Source organism: Derxia lacustris (assembly GCF_002105195.1).
Lineage (GTDB): Bacteria > Pseudomonadota > Gammaproteobacteria > Burkholderiales > Burkholderiaceae_E > Derxia > Derxia lacustris.
On sequence record NZ_MUHU01000008.1, the window covers coordinates 448,143 to 467,492 of the forward strand.

Genomic DNA, 19,350 nt, shown 5'->3' on the forward strand with positions numbered 1-19,350 from the left:
CGATGAGGCTGCTCGCGGCCTTCATCCGCACGCGCCGACGCCTGCTGGCAGGAATGCTGGCAGGCGTTGTCGCATCGGCGCTGGCACCGCCGCACTGGGATGCGGTGGCGCGGCTGCTGCTCGGCTGGAATGCCGGCGTGGCTGTCTATCTGCTGCTGATCTGGCACTTCATGGCGGTCGCCGACGACGAGGGCATCCGGCTGATCGCGCGCAGCCAGGATGCGACCGCGCTGTCGGTGCTGGTGATGCTGACGGTGGCGGCGGTGACGAGTCTGGCGGCCATCGTCTTCGAGCTGGCGAGGGCGGCCGCGGCGCCCGAGGGCAAGGCAATGCCGCTGCTGCTCACGGTGGGGACGCTGGTCGGCTCGTGGCTGCTGCTGCCGACCATCTTTGCGCTGCACTACGCGCACATGTTCCATCTGGCGCCGCCCGAGCGGCGGCCGCTGGCCTTTCCGGAGGACGGCACCGAGCTCGATGTGGAGCCCGACTATTGGGACTTCCTCTACTTCGCATTCACGATCGCGGTGGCGGCGCAGACCGCCGACATCACGACCCGCACCCGTTCGATGCGCCGCGTGGTGCTGGCGCAATCGCTGCTGGCCTTCTTCTTCAATGCGGCAATTCTGGCGGCGGCCATCAACATTGCCGCCGGGATGGTGGGTCGCTGAGCCGGGCTCAGAGGTTGCCGCGCCGCACCAGCGTGCGGCGATAGTGGGCGAACAGGACGTCGGTCGAGACCGGCTTGGATTCGCCTACCGGCGGAGGCTGGAGCGCCTGGTAGCGGGTGCGCATGTCGAAATGGTGGGCGGCAAGCTCGTCGGAGACGATGCGAACCTGAAAACCGGCGACGAATGTTCCGGTGCTCTGGGACATGCCTTCGCTATGTGCATCCATGTAATCGTCGAACAGCCTGGTCAGTGAGTAGGGACCGGCGCCGGGCGGTCGTATTTCGACGCTATAGGCCATCTTTGATTTCCTGGTACTGGGCATGTTGACCGGTTTGTCTGGCTGACATGCCGGAACCACGCATGACCGACTCTACGGAGCCGAATCGGCTTTCAAAAGGTGATTTTTCGCTTGCGATCGGACGCTAAGCCGAAGGTTTCTTATCGCGGAATAGAGAAACCGATTTGATCTCGCATTGTGAACAACAAAACCACGATTGCGAATCTTGGGAGATTTGCCGAGCGGGCAGTTTTGTCGCCATCATTTGTGCATCGCAACAGCGCAGGCTTTTTGCGAATTGCCGATCCAGGTCAAAGGAAATGTGCCCATGCCGCGTGATGACGACCATCGAGAACAGCCACTGACCGCGCTGCCGCGCGCGCGGCGCGAACTGCCTTGGGAAACCGTCTGTCTTGTACTCCAGGGCGGCGGTGCGCTCGGCTCCTATCAGGCCGGCGTGGTCGAGGGGCTGGACGAGGCCGGCATCGAGCCGGACTGGGTGGCCGGCATCTCGATCGGCGCGCTCAACAGCGCCATCGTCGCCGGCAATCCGCGCGAGACCCGGGTGCGCCAGCTGCGCGCCTTCTGGGAGCACATCTGCCGGCCGGCGGTGAGCCTGCCGACGGCCGAGATGTTCCAGGCCTTCATCGAGCCGCTGGGTGGCGAGGCGCGCAAGGCCTTCAACGCCTTCGAGGCCTGGCGCGCGACCACCGAGGGGCAGTCAGGTTTTTTCTCACCGCGCTGGCCGCCGCTGGGGCCGCTCGGGCTGCGGGTGGGTGCCGGCAGCGCCAGCTATTACGACACCTCGGCGCTCAAGGCGACGCTGGAGAAGTACGCCGATTTCGACCGCATCAACGACGGCGCGATGCGCGTGTCGGTCGGGGCGGTCAATGTGCGGACCGGCAACTTCGCCTATTTCGACAACCGCCGCACGCGGCTGCGACCCGAGCATTTCATCGCCTCGGGCGCGCTGCCGCCGGCCTTTCCGGCGGTGGAGATCGACGGCGAGTTCTACTGGGACGGCGGTCTGGTGTCGAACACGCCGCTGTTCGAGGTGCTCAACGCCCGGCCGCGACGCGACACGCTCACCTTCCAGGTGGACTTGTGGAGCGCCATCGGCGTGCTGCCCGACAGCGTGTTCGATGTGCAGGCGCGCATGAAGGACATCCAGTACTCGAGTCGCACGCGGATGGTGACCAATCTGTTCGCGACCGAGCAGCACTACCGCCGCGTGCTGCGCGAGGTGATCGACCGGCTGCCCGAAGGCAGCTGCGACAGCGACGCCTGGTGCCGGCAGGCGCGTGAGCTGGCCTGCGGCAAGCGCTATGGCGTGATCCATCTCATCTACCAGGGCAAGGAATGGGAAGGGCTGTCGAAGGACTACGAGTTCGGCCCGATGACGCTGCGCGAGCACTGGCGCAGCGGGCTCGACGACATCCGCGCCTCGCTGGCGCATGAGGATTGGCTGGCGCTGCCGCCCGACGGACTCGAGTTCGTGGCGCACGATTTCCGGCGCGGCTGAACCGCCGCGTTCAGCTGGCGGCGGCCAGATCGTCGGGCGTGTTGAGGTTGCGGAACGCGGCCGCATCGTCGAACACGGCGTTCACCGCGCCCTGTTCGGCGGCCCAGGCGCCGAGCTTGCGGCGGTCGGCATCGAGCGCGGCGGTCACGCTGGCGGCCAGCGCGCTCGCCACCAGCAGAAAGGCTGGCTCGCGGTGGCCGGCGCATTCGGCCATGACCACGCGGGCGTCGGCCAGCGCGGCGCGCTCGGCCAGGCGGGCGACCAGATCGGTCGGAAAGAACGGCGCGTCGCAGGGAATCATCGCGACCCAGGGCGTGGCGGCGGCGCGCAGACCGGCTTCGAGTCCGGCGAGCGGGCCCGGAAAGCCGGGGCGGGCATCGGCCAGCACCGGCCAGCCGAAGCCGGCGTAACGCGCGGCATTGCGGTTGGCATTGATGAGCAGCGTGCCGACCTGCGGCGCCAGCCGGTCGAGCGCCAGCTGCACCAGCGGCCGACCGGCGAGCTCGATCAGGCCCTTGTCGGCCTCGCCCATGCGGCTGCCGCGACCGCCGGCCAGCACCAGTCCGGTGATGTCGTGGCGGGCGATCTTCATGGCGTCGGCCGGCGCGAAGCCGGTTCGTATAATCGATTCGTTTGCATGGATAGCCGTCGGCTGTCGGCGGATTCGGGTGGGGTGGCAATGATCGTCTTCAATCTGGCTTGCGAGCACAACCATGCCTTCGAGGGCTGGTTCGGGTCGGCTGCCGACTTCGACGATCAGGCGGCGCGCGGCCTGCTGGCCTGCCCGGTCTGCGACAGCCACAAGGTCGAGCGCCGGCTGTCGGCGCCCCGGCTCAATCTGCGCGGCGGTGCCGAGCCGGCAGCGGCGCCGGCACCGGCCGCCGCACCCGCCCGCAGTGCCGGCGCCGCCGTGCCGCCGGCCGTGGCGGGCGAGCTGCACCGCGCCTGGGTCGAGCTGTCGCGCCAGATCGTCGCCAACACCGAGGATGTCGGCGACAGCTTCGCCAGCGAGGCGCGCCGCATCCATTACAACGAGGCGCCCGAACGCAACATTCGCGGCACCGCCACGCCAGAGCAGGCCCGCGAGCTGCGCGAGGAAGGCATCGAAGTGCAGGCGTTCCCGCTCGCGCCGGCCGCCAAGTCGACCTTGCAGTAGCGGGTTCGACCCAGCTTGCGCGCCGGTCTGCCCGAGCGATTGGTAAGCGTTCTTGTCAGTGTTTGTCCTACAGACGGCCTGCGTCATGGCCGACTTTTTCGGCCGGGGCTTCCCGGGATCATCGGCTCATCAAATCCGGACCCGATCGATCCTCTCAAGGAGAAGCCAGATGGCGAACTCGAACGCGCAGTCGAACACCATGGTGATGTCGCCCTTCGCGATGATGTTCCCCGAGGCCGTGCGCGAAATTCTGGAACGGGCGGAAACCCTGCCGCTGCCACGCAAGCGTTTCAGTCCGCTGTCCAAGCCGGCACCCTGGGGATTCGGTCGCGAGGAAGCGGTGGAGATGGCGACCGGCCCCGAACCGGGCGGCGAAGGTTCGGATGTGGAGCGCGAGCTCATCGAATATCAGGAATTGCTGCTCGCCGCCGCCGCCCAGGCCGAGGCGCGTGCCTGATCCGGTCCCTCCGCCCGGATCGCCACGGAGTCGTCCGCAGCCTGCGGTCGGCTCCGTTTGCATTTGCGCGGCGCCATCGCGCTTTTCGGGGCCCGGGCCGCGCGGGTTTGCCGGCCAAATCGAGCTGGCAAAAATCATTCAATCGACAATTTCGATCGGCCGAAAAGCCCGGCAATTCCGGTCAATTTGGCTCGATTGCAAAAACCGGCATGTCTTGCGTCCTGCCGGCAATCGGCTTTTGGCCAGTTCATTTTCGGGTTTTTGGCTGCGCGCAATCCCGGTTCACGATTGTCGTAGCGCCACATCAAGACCTGCCTTTTCGGCGGATCAATGAAAAGCGTCGGATGGGACGATTGACCTGACGCTGGGCAAATGCTTCGTGACTTGCCGGTTTTCACTCTGCGGAAAGTAGTCGACTGGATACAATCGATTACCAGCTCCACCTCCGTGCGTGAAGGCCCGACCGGGCCAGTTGCCGGTCCACCTTGCAGGCCCGGCGCCGTTCCGCAACAGGACCGCAGGTCGTACCCAGATGACATTGATGTCGGCCATCCCAGCCCTCTTTCCGTTCCGTCGCCTCCGCGGTGTCTCGCGCGCGGTCAGCCTCGCGCTTGCGCTTGTATCCACATCGGCATCGGCGCTGGGGCTGGGCGACATCGAGCTGAGGTCGCATCTCGGCCAGCCGTTCCAGGCCGAAATCGCGGTCCGGCTGGCCGAGGGCGAACTGCTCGGCGCCAGCTGCGTCAACGTGCCGCGCGGCGATGGCGGCGACATTCCCGGCATCGGCAGCAATACCGTCAGCGTCGAGACCCGGGGCGGTCGCACGCTGATCCTGGTGCGCGGTCGCGGCCCGTTCAGCGAGCCGGTGGCGCGCATCGTGGTCGAGGCCGGCTGCGATACCCGGGTCACGCGCGAATTCGTGGTGTTCGTCGATCCGGCCGAATTGGCTAGCGCACCGCTCGTGCGCGAGGCGCCCGGCCTGCCGGCGGCAGCGCTGCCGCCGGCCGCACGCGCCACGGCTGCGGCTGCGGCTGCGCCGGCGGCGGCCGATCCGGCGAGGGCGGCCGCGGCGCGCCGGCGCCCTGCGGCCCAGCGCCAGCGCGTGGCGCCGGTCGCCACCGGCGTTCCGGTCGAGGCCGCCGTCGCCGCCGCGCCGCCGGCCAGCCCCCGGACGACCGAACGCACTGCCGCCAGCCGCCCGGCCGGCGACCGTCTGCGCATGGTCAGCCCCGAGGATGCGCAGCCGATCGGCGGCCAGGTGGCGGCCGACCGGCTCGCCGCCGCCGAGGAGGCGCGGGTCGTGGCCGAAGCCCGGCTCGCCGCGCGCGAGCAGGAGCTGGCGGCCCAGATCGTCGCGCTCGGCAAGGAGATCGACGCGCTCAAGAAGCACGCCGCCGTGCAGGTCGAGCATGCGAGCGCGGTGGTCGACGACGGGCTGCCGCCCTGGTGGGCGCTGGCGCTGGCTGCCGGTGCGCTGCTGGCGGTGGCGATCGGGCTGGGTCTGTACCGGCGCCAACGCGAGCTGATGCAGCTGCTGCGCACCGCGCCCTGGCAGCAGGCCACGGCGGACGAGCCGGCTGCCTTCGCTGCCGCGTCTGCCGCCGCTGCCGCCACCGTGGCGCCGCTCGCCGCCTACGACAGCGAGACCGATCCGCGCTATGCCCAGTCGATCCCCGACCTCAGCCGCCGCATCGCGCCGGTCGAGGTCAACTTCCCCGACCGCCTTGGCGAGATCGAGGTCGAGGAACTCAACGGCACGCGCGCGCTGAATGCCCTGCGCACCGAGCCCGAGGCGGTGCCGCGCAGCGGCGTCGTCACCCGCTCCGCCGTGCTCGACCTGCCCGACGAGGAATTCGAGCTGGCGACCACCCAGGGCCAGCCGGCGCTGCAGGCCGCCTCGGTGTTCGATGCGGCCCAGCTGCCACCGCTCGATTTCGACCTCGGCATGCCCGAGGCCGAAGGGCCGATCGGCGCCGGCTTCGGCATGACGGCGACGCTGCCGCTCGGCGACACCGCGCCGGCCGTGGCGCTGGCCGGCGCGCGTCCGGTGCTGGCCACGGGCGAGGCGCGGCGCATCCAGACCCGGCTGCGCGCCACCGTCGACGCGGTCGAGCAGGCCGACAACTATGTGGAAAACGGCCAGTTCGAATCGGCCGCGGTCACCCTTGGCCGCTACATCGAGGAGCATCCCGACGCGCCGCGCGCCGCCTGGCTGATGCTGCTTGAGCTGTATCGCCGCACCGACCGCACGCCGGCCTACGAAAAGCTCGCCGTCGCCTTTGCCGACCGCTTCGGCCGCCCGGCCCGGCCCTGGGATCAGGCCGGCTCGCTCGACCGGGGCGTGGGCCTCGATTCCAATCCCGAGATGCTCCAGTCGATCTGGGCCAAGTGGGGCACGCCCGAGGCCATCGGCCTGCTTGCCGACCTGCTCGAAGACCCGGCCGCCAGCGAGACCGACTACTACAACCTCGCGCTCCAGCGCGACCTGCTCAACTTCGTCAAGATCTGCCCGCTCGACGCCTGACGCGGCGGCGCGGCGGCTTCACCACGGCGGCTGCGGCCGCCGTTGTCGTTTCCGGCCTCAGCGCGCCTTGAGCATCGGCTCCAGCGCCGGCCACACGTTGTCGAGGATGCGCGGCTGGGCCTCGACCGTGGGATGCAGCCGGTCGGCCTGGAACAGGCTGGCATCGCCGGCAAAGCCCGCTAGCAGGAAGGGCACGAAGCCGGTCTTGTGCGCCTGCGCGGTCTGCTCGAACAGCGCGGCAAAGCGCTCGGTATAGGCGCGGCCGAAGTTGGGCGGCAGCTGCATGCCCACCAGCAGCACTCGGGCGCCGGCCTCGCGCGCCGCGCCCACGATGCTGTCGAGATTGCGCCGCGTCATGTCGAGCGGGCTGCCGCGCAGGCCGTCGTTGGCGCCCAGCTCGACGATGACCAGCTGCGGCTTGTGCTCGTCCAGCAGCTTGGGCAGGCGGCTCGCGCCGCCGGCGGTGGTCTCGCCGCTGATGCTGGCGTTGACCACGCTCCAGTCGAGCTTCTTCTCGCCCAGGCGGTCGCGCAGCAGCCGCACCCAGCCGCTGTCGCGCGGCAGGCCGTATTCGGCCGATAGACTGTCCCCGAGCACCAGCAGCGTGCGCGTCGCCGCGATTGAACTCGCGGGCGCCAGCAACGTCCCCAACGCAAGGCCCGCAAGGGCAGCAACCCAGGTTCTTCTCTTCATGTTCCAGACATCCACGGTGGTTGAGACGCAGGCGGCAATTTCGGTGCGGGGCCTGCGCCGCGAGGTCAGCGATTCGGTCGGCACGCTGGTCATCCTCGACGGCATCGACTTCGACATCGAGGCTGGCCAGACGGTCGCCATCGTCGGCGCCAGCGGCTCGGGCAAGTCGACCTTGCTCGGCATCCTGGCCGGGCTCGACAGCCCGACCGCCGGCAGCGTGCGCTATGCCGGCCGCGACATTCTTGCGGACGACGAGGACGGACGCGCGCGCTGGCGTGCCGCCAACCTCGGCTTTGTATTCCAGTCGTTCCAGTTGTTGCCGCATCTGACCGCGCTCGAAAACGTGATGCTGCCGCTCGAACTGGCCGGCGCGCCCGACGCGCGCGCCCGGGGCCGCGCGGCGCTGGAGGCGGTCGGCCTGGGCGCGCGGCTGACGCACCGGCCGGCCACGCTGTCGGGCGGCGAGCAGCAGCGGGTGGCGCTGGCGCGCGCCTTTGTGGCCGAGCCGCGCGTGCTGCTGGCCGACGAGCCGACCGGCAGCCTCGACGCCCAGACCGGCGAGCAGATCGTGCAGCTCATGTTCGATCTGGTGGCGCGGCATGGCACGACGGTGGTGCTGGTCACGCATGATCGCGCGCTGGCCGGCCGCTGCGGCCGGGTGCTGACGATGCAGGCCGGCCGGCTCAGCGAGGGTTGAGCGCGGCGCGGATCGCCGGCGCCAGCTCGCCGGCGACCAGCCCGACCGGGCCGATGCCCGCCGCGACCAGATCGTCGGCGGCGCGGCCGTGCAGCCAGACCGCGGCGCAGGCCACCTCGAAGCTGTCGGCGCAGCGCGCCAGCAGCGCGCCGGTCAGGCCGGCCAGCACATCGCCGGTGCCGCCGCTGGCCAGCCCCGGATTGCCGGTGGGATTGATGCGCCAGCGGCCGTCCGGCGCGGCGATCACCGTGCCCGCGCCCTTGAGCACGGCCACGCAGCGATGCTGGCGCGCCAGCCGCAGCGCGCTCGCCACGCGGTCGGCGTTGACGCTGGCCGCATCGCCGCCGAGCAGCCGTGCGGCTTCGAGCGGATGCGGCGTGAGGATGGCGGGCGGCCGGTCGGCAAGGTCGGCGCGCGCGGCCAGGGCGGCGGCCAGTGCCGCATCGGCGGCGATCAGGTTGAGCGCATCGGCATCGAGCACCAGCCGGCCGGCGCCGGCGAGCAGGCCGTGCAGCACGGCGCGCGCTGCTGCGCTCTGACCCAGGCCCGGGCCGACCACGCAGGCGCCGCCGAGCGCGGCTAGCTCGTCGGCATTGCCGAGGGCGCGCCACATGATTTCGGGATGCAGCGGGTCGTAGGCCGGCGCGGCTGCCAGCGTGTGCACGAACACCCGGCCGGCGCCGGCCAGCAGGCCGGTGCGTGCCGCGAGCACGGCGGCGCCGGTCATCCCGGCCGCGCCGCCGACGATGCGCAGATCGCCGAAGCTGCCCTTGTGGCTGTCGAGCGCGCGCGGCGCCAGCAGCGCGGCAAAGCCGTCGGGCGCATTGAGCGCGCCGGTCGCGGCGGCGCGCGCCTCGGCATCGAGCCCGAGCGCGGCGAGCCTGATCCGGCCGGCATGCATCAGGCCGGCGCCGGTATGCAGCCCGGGCTTGTCGCCGATCATCGTCACCGTTGCGCTGGCGCGCAGCGCGATGCCGTCTGCGCCGCCGACCACCGCGCCGCTGTCGCAGTCGATGCCGGCCGGAATGTCGATGGCCAGCACCGGCCCGGCGTGGGCGTTGACCCGCTCGATGGCGTCGCGGAAGGCGCCGCCGATCGCGCGTTGCAGCCCGATGCCGAACAGCCCCTCGACGACGCAGCTGTCGCCGGTGAGCAGCGCCGGCAGCTCGGCCGGGGGGGCGAAGCGAACGCCAGCCTGCACGCAGAGCGCATGCGCGCCGGCGGCGTCGGGCGGCAGCCGGGCGGCGTCGCCGAACAAGACGACGGTCACGGCCTGACCGGCGCCGTGCAGCAGCGCGGCGGCTTCGAGCGCATCGCCGCCGTTGTTGCCCGGGCCGGCCAGCAGCAGCTGGCGCGGCGCGCCGAGCGCGAGTGCGGCGTCGGCCACGGCGCGGCCGGCGCGGGTCATGAGCGTGCGCGGCGGCAGCAGCGCCTGGGCGGCGGCTTCGACGGCGCGGAGTTGGGCGAGGGTGAGCAGCGGTGTCATGCCGGCGATGCTAGCCGCCGACGCGCGCCGCCGCCGTCGGCTGGCGCACTCAGCGCCGCAGCGACGCCAGCGTCAGCCCGTCCAGATCGATCTGCGGCGCCACGCCGCCGACCACATCGGCCACCGCGCGGCCGGCGCCGGCCGCCAGCGTCCAGCCGTGGCTGCCGTGGGCCAGATTGACGAACACCGCCGGATGCGGCGTGGCGCCGAGCAGCGGCGTGCCCTGCGGCAGCAGCGCCCGCTCGCCGACCCACATCTGCGGGCAGGCGGTGTCGGCAGCGCCGCCGAACCAGTCGCGCAGCACATGCCAGAGCGCCTCGGGCACCGGGCCGCTGGCGCTCGGCTCGCGCGGACCGCCCAGCTCCACGCCGCCGGCCACGCGGATGCGATTGCCCATGCGCGTGATCGACACGCCGGTGGCCTCGTCGATCACCGCCGCCAGCGGCGCGCGCTCATGACGCCGGATGCCGAGCGTGATCGAGTAGCCGCGGATCGGCACGAAGCCCGGCTGGCAGCCGAGCCGGCGCAGCAGCCCGGCGCTGTCGGCGCCGGTACACAGCACCACCGCGTCGGCGTCGAGCGTCGCCGGCACGGCGGTCGGGCCTTGCGTGGCATCGGGATCGTCGGGCTCGTGGGTGGCGCGCAGCTTCAGGCGCGGCCGGCCGCCCGACAGGTCGAGCGTGCTCACCTCGGCGCGGAAGATGAAATCGACGCCGGCCGCGACCAGCGCGTACTTGAGCTGGCGCGTGAAGTAGGCGCAATTGCCGGTGCGCGCATCGGGCAGGCTCAGGCCGCCGGCCAGCGCGGTCTCGTCCGACAGCGCCGGCTCCAGCTCGCGGCAGCGTGCCGGCGCGGCTTCCTCCACCAGAAAGCCGGCCTCGGCCAGCGCCGGCAGCGCGGCCTGGGCGGCGGCCAGCTCGCGTTCGCTGCGAAACAGCCGCAGGCAGCCGGGCCGGTCGGTGACGGGCAGATTGCGCGCCGCGATCAGCGCCAGCTTGCTGTCCTGGCCGTACACCGCCAGCCGGCGCAGCCGATCCTGATTGAGCGCGAACTGGCGCGCGCGCGATTCGCCCAGCCAGCGCAGCAGCCAGCGCCAGTTGGCCGGCGTGAGGCCGGGCCGCAGCAGCACCGGGCCGTGCGGCCGCAGCCACTGACGCAGCCAGCGCCGCGGCATGTGCGGCGCCGACCACGGCACGGCCAGCGCCGGCGCCGCCAGTGCGGCCGGGGCAAAGCTGGTTTCCTGCGCGACGTTGGCGCGCCGGTCGATGACCGTGACTTCGTGGCCGGCGGCGCGCAGCCAGTGCGCGGTGCAGACCCCGACGACGCCCGCGCCGATGACGACGACATGCATTGGAGGAGTTCTTCTGTGGTGTTGCCTGGGCGACGGGCGCCGCCTGCAGGCCGGCGCGGATTCTAACGGCGCGGTCTTGCGCCGGCGCCGGCCGGTGCCGCTGCTAGATTCGGCGCATGACGACCGATTTCACCTCCGCACCCGCCCGATCCACCGCCGGCTGGCAGTTCTGGATCGACCGTGGCGGCACCTTCACCGACATCGTCGCGCGCCGCCCCGACGGCCAGCTGGTCACGCGCAAGCTGCTGAGCGAGAACCCGGAGCGCTACCGCGATGCGGCGGTCGCCGGCATCCGCGCGCTGCTCGGGCTGGCCGAGGGCGCGCCGATCCCGCCCGGCGCCATCGACGCGGTGAAGATGGGCACGACCGTCGCCACCAATGCGCTGCTGGAGCGCAAGGGCGAGCCGGTGCTGCTGGCGATCACGCGCGGCTTTGGCGATGCGCTGCGCATCGGCAGCCAGCACCGGCCGCGCATCTTCGACCGCCACATCCGGCTGCCGGCGCCGCTCAATGCCGAGGTGGTGGAGATCGACGAGCGGCTCGGCGCCGACGGCACGGTCGTCGCGCCGCTCGACGAGACGGCGGCGCGCGCGGCCTTCGACGCGGCGTTTGCGCGCGGCCTGCGCGCGGTGGCCATCGTGCTGCTGCACGGCTGGCGGCATCCGGCGCACGAGGCGCGGCTGGCCGAGCTGGCCCGCGCCGCCGGCTTTGCCCAGGTGAGCGTGTCGCACCGCGTGTCGCCGCTGATGCGGCTGATTCCGCGCGGCGACACCACGGTGGTCGATGCCTATCTGTCGCCGGTGCTGCGGCGCTATGTGGAGCAGGTCGCGGCCGAGCTGCCCGGCGTGCCGCTCAGCTTCATGCAGAGCAACGGCGGCCTGACCGAGGCGGCGCGCTTTGCCGGCAAGGACGCGATCCTGAGCGGGCCGGCCGGCGGCATCGTCGGCATGGTGCGCACCGCGCTGGCGGCCGGGCTGGCGGCGGGCGAGGCGGGCGCGACGGGCGCGACGGGCGACGGCGCCGCCGCTGCCGACGCCCAGCTGCGGCTGATCGGCTTCGACATGGGCGGCACGTCCACCGACGTGTCGCACTTCGCCGGCAGCAGCCTTGCCGACCTCGAACGCAGCTTCGACACCACGGTGGCCGGCGCGCGGCTGCGGGTGCCGATGCTGTCGATCCACACCGTCGCGGCTGGCGGCGGATCGATCCTGCATTTCGACGGCCAGCGGCTGCGCGTCGGGCCCGATTCGGCCGGCGCCGATCCCGGTCCGGCCAGCTACCGGCGCGGCGGGCCGCTCACCGTCACCGACGCCAATGTGATGGTCGGCAAGCTGCAGGCCGCGCACTTCCCGGCGGTGTTCGGGCCGGACGGGCGCCAGCCGCTCGACGCCGACGTGGTGCGCGACCGGTTCGCCGCGCTCGCGGCCGAGATCGCAGCCGCCACCGGCCTGCAACGCGCGCCCGAGGCCATCGCCGAGGGCTTCATCGACATCGCGGTGCAGAACATGGCCAACGCGATCCGCCAGATCTCGGTCGCGCGCGGCCATGACGTGACCCGCTACACGCTGGCGGTGTTCGGCGGCGCCGGCGGCCAGCACGCCTGCCGCGTCGCCGATGCGCTCGGCATGACGCAGGTGTTCGCGCATCCGCTGGCCGGCGTGCTGTCTGCCTATGGCATGGGCCTGGCGCGGCCGGCGGTGCTGCGCGAGCGCTCGATGGAACTGACGCTCGACGCCGCCGCCTTGCCCGCACTGCAAGCCGCGCTCGACCGCCTCGCCTCCGAGGCGCTGGCCGAGCTGGACACGCCCGCCGGCGCGAGCGTGCTGCGCCGCATCCATCTGCGCTATGCCGGCACCGACAGCGCGCTCGCGCTGCCCTGGGCCGACGACCTCGCCACCCTCGGCGCCAGCTTCGAGGCGGCCTATCGGCGCCGCTATGCGTTCGCGATGACCGGCCGCGCGCTGATCGCCGAGGCGGTGTCGGTCGAGGCGGTCGCGGCGGAGGACGGGCTGCCGGGCGCGCTCGGCGCCGTGCCGCCCTTCGAGCCAGCGGCCAATGCCGCCGCACCTGCGCCTGCCAGCGTCGCCACTGCGCCGTCCCCCGCCGCACCCGCGCCGCTCGCCCGCCTGCGCCTCTACACCGCCGGCGCCTGGCACGACGCGCCGCTGTTCGCGCGCGACGCGCTCGCGCCCGGCGCCGCCGTCGCCGGCCCGGCCGTCATCGCCGAGGCCAACGCAACCACCGTCGTCGAGCCGGGCTGGAGCGCGCGCCTGATGCCCGCCGGCCATCTGCTGCTGGAGCGCGCCGAGCCGGCAACCGAGCGCATCGCCGCCGACGCCGGTCGGCCCGATCCGGTGCTGCTCGAAGTCTTCGGCAACCTGTTCATGAACATCGCCGAGCAGATGGGCCTGCGGCTCCAGAACACCGCCCACTCGGTCAACATCAAGGAGCGGCTCGACTTCTCGTGCGCGGTGTTCGACGGCGCGGGCCGGCTCATCGCCAACGCGCCGCACATGCCGGTGCACCTCGGTTCGATGGGCGAAAGCGTGCGCAGCATCATCCGCGCGCGGGCCGCCGACGGCGTGCGCCCCGGCGATGTCTATGTGCTCAACGCGCCCTACAACGGCGGCACCCATCTGCCCGACGTGACCGTGGTCACGCCCGTGTTCGCGCAGGAAGTCGACCCCGCCGCGAGCGGTGCCGCGCCGGTCTTCTGGCTCGGCGCGCGCGGCCACCATGCCGACATCGGCGGCATCGCGCCCGGCTCCATGCCGAGCGACAGCCGCACGGTCGACGAGGAAGGCGTGCTCATCGACAACTTCCTGCTGGTGCGCGACGGCGTGTTCCGCGAAGCCGAACTGCGTGCGCTGCTCACCGGCGCGCGCTTTCCGGTGCGCAACGTCGAGCAGAACCTCGCCGACCTGCGCGCCCAGGTCGCCGCCAACGCCAAGGGCGCGCAGGAGCTGGCCGCCACCTGCCGGCGCCACGGCCTCGCCACCGTGCTGGCCTACATGGGCCATGTGCAGGCCAATGCCGAGGCCGCCGTGCGCCGCGTGATCGGTGCGCTGCGCGACGGCAGCCATGAAGTGCGGCTCGACCCGCTCGCGGCCGACGGCTTCCAGCCGGTGATCCGCGTCGCCATCGCGGTCGACCGCGAACGCGGCGCGGCGCGCATCGACTTCAGCGGCTCCAGCGCGCAACTGCCCAACAACTTCAACGCGCCGCGCGCCATCGCCACCGCCGCCGTGCTCTACGTCTTCCGCACGCTGGTCGGCGACGACATTCCGCTCAACGAAGGCTGCCTCGCGCCGCTCGACATCGTCGTGCCCGAGGGCTCGATGCTCGATCCCCGGCCGCCCGGCGCGGTCGTGGCCGGCAATGTCGAAACCAGCCAGGCCATCGTCCAGGCGCTCTACGGCGCGCTCGGCCTCATGAGCGAGAGCCAGGCCACGATGAACAACTTCAGCTTTGGCAATGCCACGCACCAGTACTACGAGACGATTGCCGGCGGCTCGTCGGCCGGCGTGACGCGCGATGCGGCCGGTGCGATCACCGGCGGCTTTGCTGGCACCGACGCCGTGCAGACCCACATGACCAACTCGCGCCTCACCGATCCCGAGGTGCTGGAGTGGCGTTATCCGGTGCGGCTGGAAGCGTTTGCGATCCGGCGCGGCTCGGGCGGCGCGGGGCGCTGGAAGGGCGGCGACGGCGTGCTGCGGCAACTGCGCTTTCTGGCGCCGATGACGGTGTCGCTGCTGTCGGGCAACCGGGTGACGCGGCCGCGCGGCGCCGAGGGTGGCGCCGACGGGGCCGGCGGCAGCAACCGCGTGCTGCGCGCCGACGGCCGCGAAGAAGTGCTCGCCGGCTGCGCGCGCGCCGAGCTGGCGGCCGGCGATGCGATCGTCATCGCCACGCCGGGCGCGGGTGGCTTTGGCGTGGCCGGCGACTGACTCAGTTGTTGCGCACCTGCGGATCGAACAGGACCATCGCGCGCTTCGGCGCCGGATCGGAATTGTTCGTGCCGATCCACACATAGGCGCCGACCAGCAGGTCGATCAGAAAGCCGACCGCGCCGCTGGCCGGCGTCGGCGCATCCGGCCGCTGCGTGATGGTCGTGACGATGTCGGCCGGATTGCCGGCCAGCGGATCGGACGGCGCCAGCGGCGCGCTGGCCTGCTGCAACCAGGCCGGCGGCACATCGGCGGCAAACGCGTCGGCCTGCAGCGGATTGAGATAGCGCAGTTCGGGCGGCGTCGGCTCGGTGCTGCCGGCGGCATCCACGTCGAAGACGATCGACGGCGTGTAGTAGATGCGGCCGCTCCAGGCGATGCCCATCAGCGCCTGCGGATTGGTCCAGCCGGGTTCGGCCGGCGCGGCGGGGAAGGCGGCCGCCGCGTAGTTGGTGAACCTGAGCTGGTAGGTCACGTTGCCGGCCGGATCGGGCCGGCGCACATAGCCGATCACCTCGTAGGGCAGCAGCCCCAGGAAGGGGCTCGGACCGCCCGCTGCATCGGGGTTCTGGTAGATGCGCGCATAGCGCAGGCCGGCCACCGGCGTGGCGTTGGGGGCGACTGGCGGATAGGCCAGGATGATGGTGTTGGAGATGCCGCCAGGGGCGACGAGCTGGGAGGCGGCGGGTTCGATGGGCATGGCTGTGCTGCCGGACGCGAGCGCCCGGTTCCTGTGAGTGGATGGGTCATTGGAGTCCGCGCTGCGCGAGCAGGCGGGTGAAATCGGCGTTGCGGTAACCGCTTTGCCGAATCTGTTCGAGCTGGCTGCGCAGCTCGGAATCGAGATCGGCCGGACCGGCGCCGGACGCCAGTTCGAGCCGGGTCATGAGCCGCAGCGGCAGCCGGTCGCGCAGGTCGGCCGGCGCGGCATCGAGCCGGGCCAGCGCGGCGACCAGGGCGCTGCGGGTGGCGGCTTCGGCATCGGCGGCGCCGCTGCGCCGGGCCAGCGCCAGCCGCTGGCGCAGCAGCGCATTGACCACCGGTTCGGCCTGGCTGCCGGCATCGGCCAGCAGCGCGAGTCCGCGCACGAGTGCCGCGTCGGCGCCGGCCGGATCGCCGTCGGCCAGCGCCAGCCGGGCCTGCTGGCCCAGGCAGCGGCCGGCATCGATGCGGTTGAGCAGGCTGCCGCCGCCGCTGGCGCTGGCCAGCAGGCGCGCGATGGCGGCATCGAGCCGGGCCTGCCGGCGCTGGCGCTCGGCGCCTGCGCCGTCGGATGCGAGCGCGGCGTCGGCGCAATCGAACTGGGCGGCGCGCCGGTGCCAGCCGGGATGGCCGCTGTCGATGGCGAGCGCGCGGTCGAGATAGCCGCGCGCCTGGCCCAGCTGCTGGCGCGCCGTCGCGTCGTCGCCCAGGTCGGCCAGCGCCTGCGCATGCAGCGCCAGCAGCACGGCCACCTCGTACTGCCAGTAGGCCTCGCCGGGGCGGCGCTCGGCGATCGGCAGCAGCAGGCCGATGGCTTCGGCCTGCTCGCGTTCGGCGAGCCGGGGCTGGAGCAGCCGCGCATGGGTGCTGCCGAGCCAGCTCAGCGTGTCGGCCAGATCGCTGCTGAGCTGGGCGTCGTCCTCCTGGCCGGCGCGCAGCTGGCGCTTGATCCGGACCGAGCGCTCGAAGGCCAGGCGGGCTTCGTCGATGCGGTCGGATTCGAGCGCGACGCTGCCCAGGCTGTTGAGCGCATAGCCGACCTCGGCCACCGGCTGGCGGTCGTCCGGGCGCAGTTGCTGCCAGCGTTCGGCGGTGGCGCGGTAGTGCTCGAAGGCGGCGTTCGCGGCCGGCCAGTCGCGGCGGTCGAAATGCAGCTGGCCGATCCAGAAATGCAGCTCGCCGAGCAGCCGCAGCAGCGCCGGATCGTCGATGCCGGCCGGCGCCGCCGGCAGCAGCGCGAGTGCGGCATGCAGCCGCTGCTCGGCGGCGTCGAGCTGGCCGCGCGCCTGTTCCACCTCGGCGCCCACTTGCAGCGCGCGGGCGCGCGCCATGCGCGCCGGCAGATCGTCGTCGCGCCGGTCGGCGGCCAGAAAGCGCAGCGCCTCGTCGCTCACGCCTTCGAGCAGTTCGAGCCGGCCGATCGGACGCAGCTTGTCGGCCAGCGTGCCGACCATGAAGCTCATCAGTGCCTCGGCTTCGCGGCGCCGGGTCTCGGCGGCCTGGCGCTGGTCGAGCGCCAGTGCCGCCAGCAGGCTGCCGACGAGGGCCAGCGTCGCCAGCCCGGCCAGCGCCAGCCGGCGCCGCTGGCGCAGCCGGCGCGCGCGCCGCGCCGAGGCGGCGAGCCAGCGGCCTTCGTCGGGCGTCAGTTCGAGTCCGGTGCCGGTCAGCAGCTCCTCGGCTTCGTCGAGCTGGCGGCCGGGCGGCAGCAGAAAGTCGGGCGATTCGGCCTCGGCCAGCCAGCGCGCCAGCAGCGGCGCGATGCGGGCGCGCAATTGCAGCGTGGCGCGGTGGCGCTGCACCCAGTCGGTCACGCGCGGCCAGTGGCGGAACAGCGCCTCATGGCTGGCCGAGAAGCAGGGCTCGCCGTCGAAGCATTCGGTCACCACCAGCCGCGCCGTCACCAGCGCATCGAGCAGCTGGCGCTCGTCGGCATCGCCCAGCTCGGCAAAGCGGGCGCGCCGGCCGGCCACATGGTCGTCGGCGCCGATCACCACCAGCCGCGACAGCAGCCGGCCGAGCGCGGCCTGGGCCGCTGGCGGCAGCCCGGCCACGGTGTGCTCGGCGCGCCGGCCGATGGCGCCTTCCACGCCGCCCATCGCGTCATAGGCGGCAAAGCTCAGCAGGCCGCGCTCGCTGCGGCTGCGGTAGAGCTCGTCGAGCGCGTATTCGAGCAGCGGCAGCACCTCCTTGCCGCGGCTGGCGGCGTCGCGCAGCACATCGTCCAGATGCTCGCCGCCGGGCCGGGCCTCGAAGGCCAGCCCGGCGGCGGTGGCCGGATAGCGAATCATCTGGGCCAGCTCGCCGGGCGTGGGCGTGGGCACGTCGTACTGGCCGGCGCCGGCGCGCAGCTCGCCCAGGCCGGCGAGCCGGGTGATGTCGGGATAGAACTCGTTGCGGCAGGCCGCCAGCACGAAGAAGCGCGGCGACGCCGCCAGCCGCGCCAGCATGGCGATGAACCCGGCCTGCATCGCCGGCGTGAAGCCGGGCAGGGTGAACAGCGCCTCGAAGGGATCGAGCAGCAGATAGATGCGCCCGGCCGGCGCGCGGCCGCCGGCATGGCGCGCCAGCAGCGCGGTCGCGGCCGAGTCGGGCGCGGCGGCGAGCCAGTCGGCATCGAACACCGGGCCGGCGCCGCCGGTGGCCGGCGCGTCGGCCTCGGCCGCCGGCGGCAGCGCGGCCAGCAGCGCGCCGGCCAGCGCCTGCCAGGGCGGCTGGTCGCAGTCGCCGGCATCGAGCCGCCACGGCAGCACCGCCGCCGGCCGCAGCGCCGCGCCGTCGGGCAGCCGGCCGAGCCGCGCCATCAGGCCGGCGCGCAGCAGCGAGGTCTTGCCGCAGCCGCTCGGCCCGAGCAGCAGCACAAAGCCGCGCCCGGCCGCGCATTGCTCGTCGACGCGCTCGGTCAGCTCGGCGATGGCGCGGTCGCGGCCGAAGAAGCTGGCCGCATGGTTGAAATCGAAGGCGGCCAGACCGCGAAACGGGCTGACCGACAGCGGCGCCAGCGTCGGCAGCGGCTCGGCCGGCGCCGGCGCGCTGAATTGCACCGGTTGCAGCAGCCGGTAGCCGCGTTTGCGGATGGTCTCGATGTAATGCGGCCGCACCGCGCTGTCGCCGAGCGCGCGGCGCAGCTGGGCGATGGTCTTGTGCAGCGGGTTGTCGCCGATGTCGGCGCCGGCCCAGCATTCGTCGAGCAGCCGGTCGGTCGACACCACCTCGCCGCCGGCGCGCGCCAGGCACAGCAGCACATCCATGCAGCGTGGCTCGACCTGGATGCGCAGGCCTTCGCGGGCGAGCGCGTTCTCGGTCGGCAGCGCCTGCCAGTCGCCGAAGCGGAACGGCGGGCTGGCAGGTACGGCGGGCGGCAGTTCGCGGGAGCGATCCATGGCTGACGGCGGCAGTTCGGCGGGAGTGGGAGTGGTGGCGCCGGAACTTGCCGGCAGCACCGCGATTCGGTCGTGAAATCGTTTCCCACCTTCGGGCCGCGCCGGTCTGGCGACCTGACGGGAACATGCCGAGCGAGCAATCCATCACATGTGGCGCGCTTCGGTCGGGCCTGGGCGCCGCTGTAACAGGAGCGCAGCGGCCTCGCGCCGGCTGGTGGCGGGGCGGCAGTCTGGTTGCGGGGATGAGGGCGGCACGCGGTGCCGGCCGGCATCCCTGTCGTCAGGGAGCAGGCCATGAGCCAGACCGCAAGCAAGCCGCGCAAGCCGCCCGTCGTTCCGGCCACGCCGGAAGACATCCGGCAGGACAAGCCGCCGCAAAGCCCGACCGAGGACCGGATCGACGAGAACGGCGAGGAGAGTTTTCCGGCCAGCGATCCGCCGGCCCAGCGCGATCCGGATCACGACCGCGACTGAGCCGGCAGCGCGG

At 72.5% G+C, this 19,350-nt stretch carries 15 protein-coding genes and 1 pseudogene; 8 read left to right on the top strand and 8 right to left on the bottom strand.

The features are described 5' to 3' along the window. Window positions 1–2 precede the first annotated feature (2 nt). A complete protein-coding gene (locus B9P64_RS08710) occupies window positions 3–668 on the top strand; it encodes a DUF1345 domain-containing protein (RefSeq protein ID WP_085315815.1) in 666 nt (221 codons plus the stop codon). 7 nt (window positions 669–675) lie between these two features. Here B9P64_RS08710 and B9P64_RS08715 read toward each other — a convergent pair whose 3' ends face one another. Continuing rightward, window positions 676–966 carry a hypothetical protein gene (locus B9P64_RS08715; RefSeq protein WP_085315816.1) on the bottom strand — a complete coding sequence of 97 codons (291 nt, stop codon included), beginning with the start codon at window positions 964–966 and terminating at the stop codon, window positions 676–678. A 307-nt stretch (window positions 967–1,273) separates the two neighbouring features. Here B9P64_RS08715 and B9P64_RS08720 point away from each other — a divergent pair, with 307 nt between their 5' ends. Beyond that, window positions 1,274–2,467: a DUF3734 domain-containing protein gene (locus tag B9P64_RS08720; RefSeq protein WP_085315817.1), complete on the top strand. Its 1,194-nt coding sequence runs from the start codon at window positions 1,274–1,276 to the stop codon at window positions 2,465–2,467. A gap of 10 nt (window positions 2,468–2,477) precedes the next feature. Here B9P64_RS08720 and mobA read toward each other — a convergent pair whose 3' ends face one another. Next, a complete protein-coding gene (mobA, locus tag B9P64_RS08725) occupies window positions 2,478–3,059 on the bottom strand; it encodes a molybdenum cofactor guanylyltransferase MobA (protein WP_085315818.1) in 582 nt (193 codons plus the stop codon). A gap of 87 nt (window positions 3,060–3,146) precedes the next feature. Here mobA and B9P64_RS08730 point away from each other — a divergent pair, with 87 nt between their 5' ends. Together B9P64_RS08730 and B9P64_RS08735 are read left to right on the top strand one after the other, a co-directional pair. Next, window positions 3,147–3,623 (top strand): DUF1178 family protein, encoded by a 477-nt coding sequence (locus B9P64_RS08730; protein ID WP_085315819.1) that lies wholly within the window; start codon window positions 3,147–3,149, stop codon window positions 3,621–3,623. A gap of 169 nt (window positions 3,624–3,792) precedes the next feature. Next, window positions 3,793–4,080, top strand: coding sequence for a hypothetical protein (locus tag B9P64_RS08735; RefSeq protein ID WP_085315820.1), 288 nt, complete (start codon window positions 3,793–3,795; stop codon window positions 4,078–4,080). A 134-nt stretch (window positions 4,081–4,214) separates the two neighbouring features. Here the strand turns inward: B9P64_RS08735 and B9P64_RS25630 are convergent, their stop codons facing one another. After that, the gene (locus B9P64_RS25630) at window positions 4,215–4,385 is read right to left on the bottom strand and encodes a hypothetical protein (RefSeq protein ID WP_176256773.1); all 171 of its coding nucleotides are present in this window, start codon (window positions 4,383–4,385) and stop codon (window positions 4,215–4,217) included. Between the two features lie 236 nt (window positions 4,386–4,621). Between B9P64_RS25630 and B9P64_RS08740 the strand changes: the two genes are divergently transcribed. Beyond that, window positions 4,622–6,604: a type IV pilus assembly protein FimV gene (locus tag B9P64_RS08740; RefSeq protein WP_085315821.1), complete on the top strand. Its 1,983-nt coding sequence runs from the start codon at window positions 4,622–4,624 to the stop codon at window positions 6,602–6,604. Between the two features lie 57 nt (window positions 6,605–6,661). Here the strand turns inward: B9P64_RS08740 and B9P64_RS08745 are convergent, their stop codons facing one another. Continuing rightward, a complete protein-coding gene (locus B9P64_RS08745; RefSeq protein WP_085315822.1) occupies window positions 6,662–7,297 on the bottom strand; it encodes an arylesterase in 636 nt (211 codons plus the stop codon). On the opposite strand from B9P64_RS08745, the gene B9P64_RS08750 reads away from it, so the two are divergent. Beyond that, entirely contained in the window at window positions 7,296–7,994 is a 699-nt protein-coding gene (locus B9P64_RS08750) for an ABC transporter ATP-binding protein (RefSeq protein ID WP_085315823.1), read from the top strand. The two genes, B9P64_RS08745 and B9P64_RS08750, sit on opposite strands and share 2 nt — an antisense overlap. On the opposite strand, the gene B9P64_RS08755 is transcribed toward B9P64_RS08750, so the two are convergent. Together B9P64_RS08755 and B9P64_RS08760 are read right to left on the bottom strand one after the other, a co-directional pair. Next, window positions 7,981–9,480, bottom strand: coding sequence for an NAD(P)H-hydrate dehydratase (locus B9P64_RS08755; protein ID WP_085315824.1), 1,500 nt, complete (start codon window positions 9,478–9,480; stop codon window positions 7,981–7,983). The genes B9P64_RS08750 and B9P64_RS08755 overlap by 14 nt on opposite strands. Before the next feature lie 49 nt (window positions 9,481–9,529). Then, window positions 9,530–10,849, bottom strand: a pseudogene (locus B9P64_RS08760) (FAD-dependent oxidoreductase); the annotation flags it as partial. A gap of 98 nt (window positions 10,850–10,947) precedes the next feature. On the opposite strand from B9P64_RS08760, the gene B9P64_RS08765 reads away from it, so the two are divergent. Continuing rightward, window positions 10,948–14,781, top strand: coding sequence for a hydantoinase B/oxoprolinase family protein (locus B9P64_RS08765; RefSeq protein ID WP_085315826.1), 3,834 nt, complete (start codon window positions 10,948–10,950; stop codon window positions 14,779–14,781). 1 nt (window position 14,782) lies between these two features. Here the strand turns inward: B9P64_RS08765 and B9P64_RS08770 are convergent, their stop codons facing one another. Next, entirely contained in the window at window positions 14,783–15,481 is a 699-nt protein-coding gene (locus B9P64_RS08770) for a hypothetical protein (RefSeq protein ID WP_085315827.1), read from the bottom strand. Window positions 15,482–15,527: 46 nt separating this feature from the next. Continuing rightward, on the bottom strand, window positions 15,528–18,863 hold the full coding sequence (locus B9P64_RS08775) for an nSTAND1 domain-containing NTPase (protein ID WP_085315828.1): 3,336 nt from the start codon (window positions 18,861–18,863) through the stop codon (window positions 15,528–15,530). Between the two features lie 294 nt (window positions 18,864–19,157). Here B9P64_RS08775 and B9P64_RS08780 point away from each other — a divergent pair, with 294 nt between their 5' ends. After that, window positions 19,158–19,337: a hypothetical protein gene (locus B9P64_RS08780; RefSeq protein ID WP_085315829.1), complete on the top strand. Its 180-nt coding sequence runs from the start codon at window positions 19,158–19,160 to the stop codon at window positions 19,335–19,337. Window positions 19,338–19,350 lie beyond the last annotated feature (13 nt).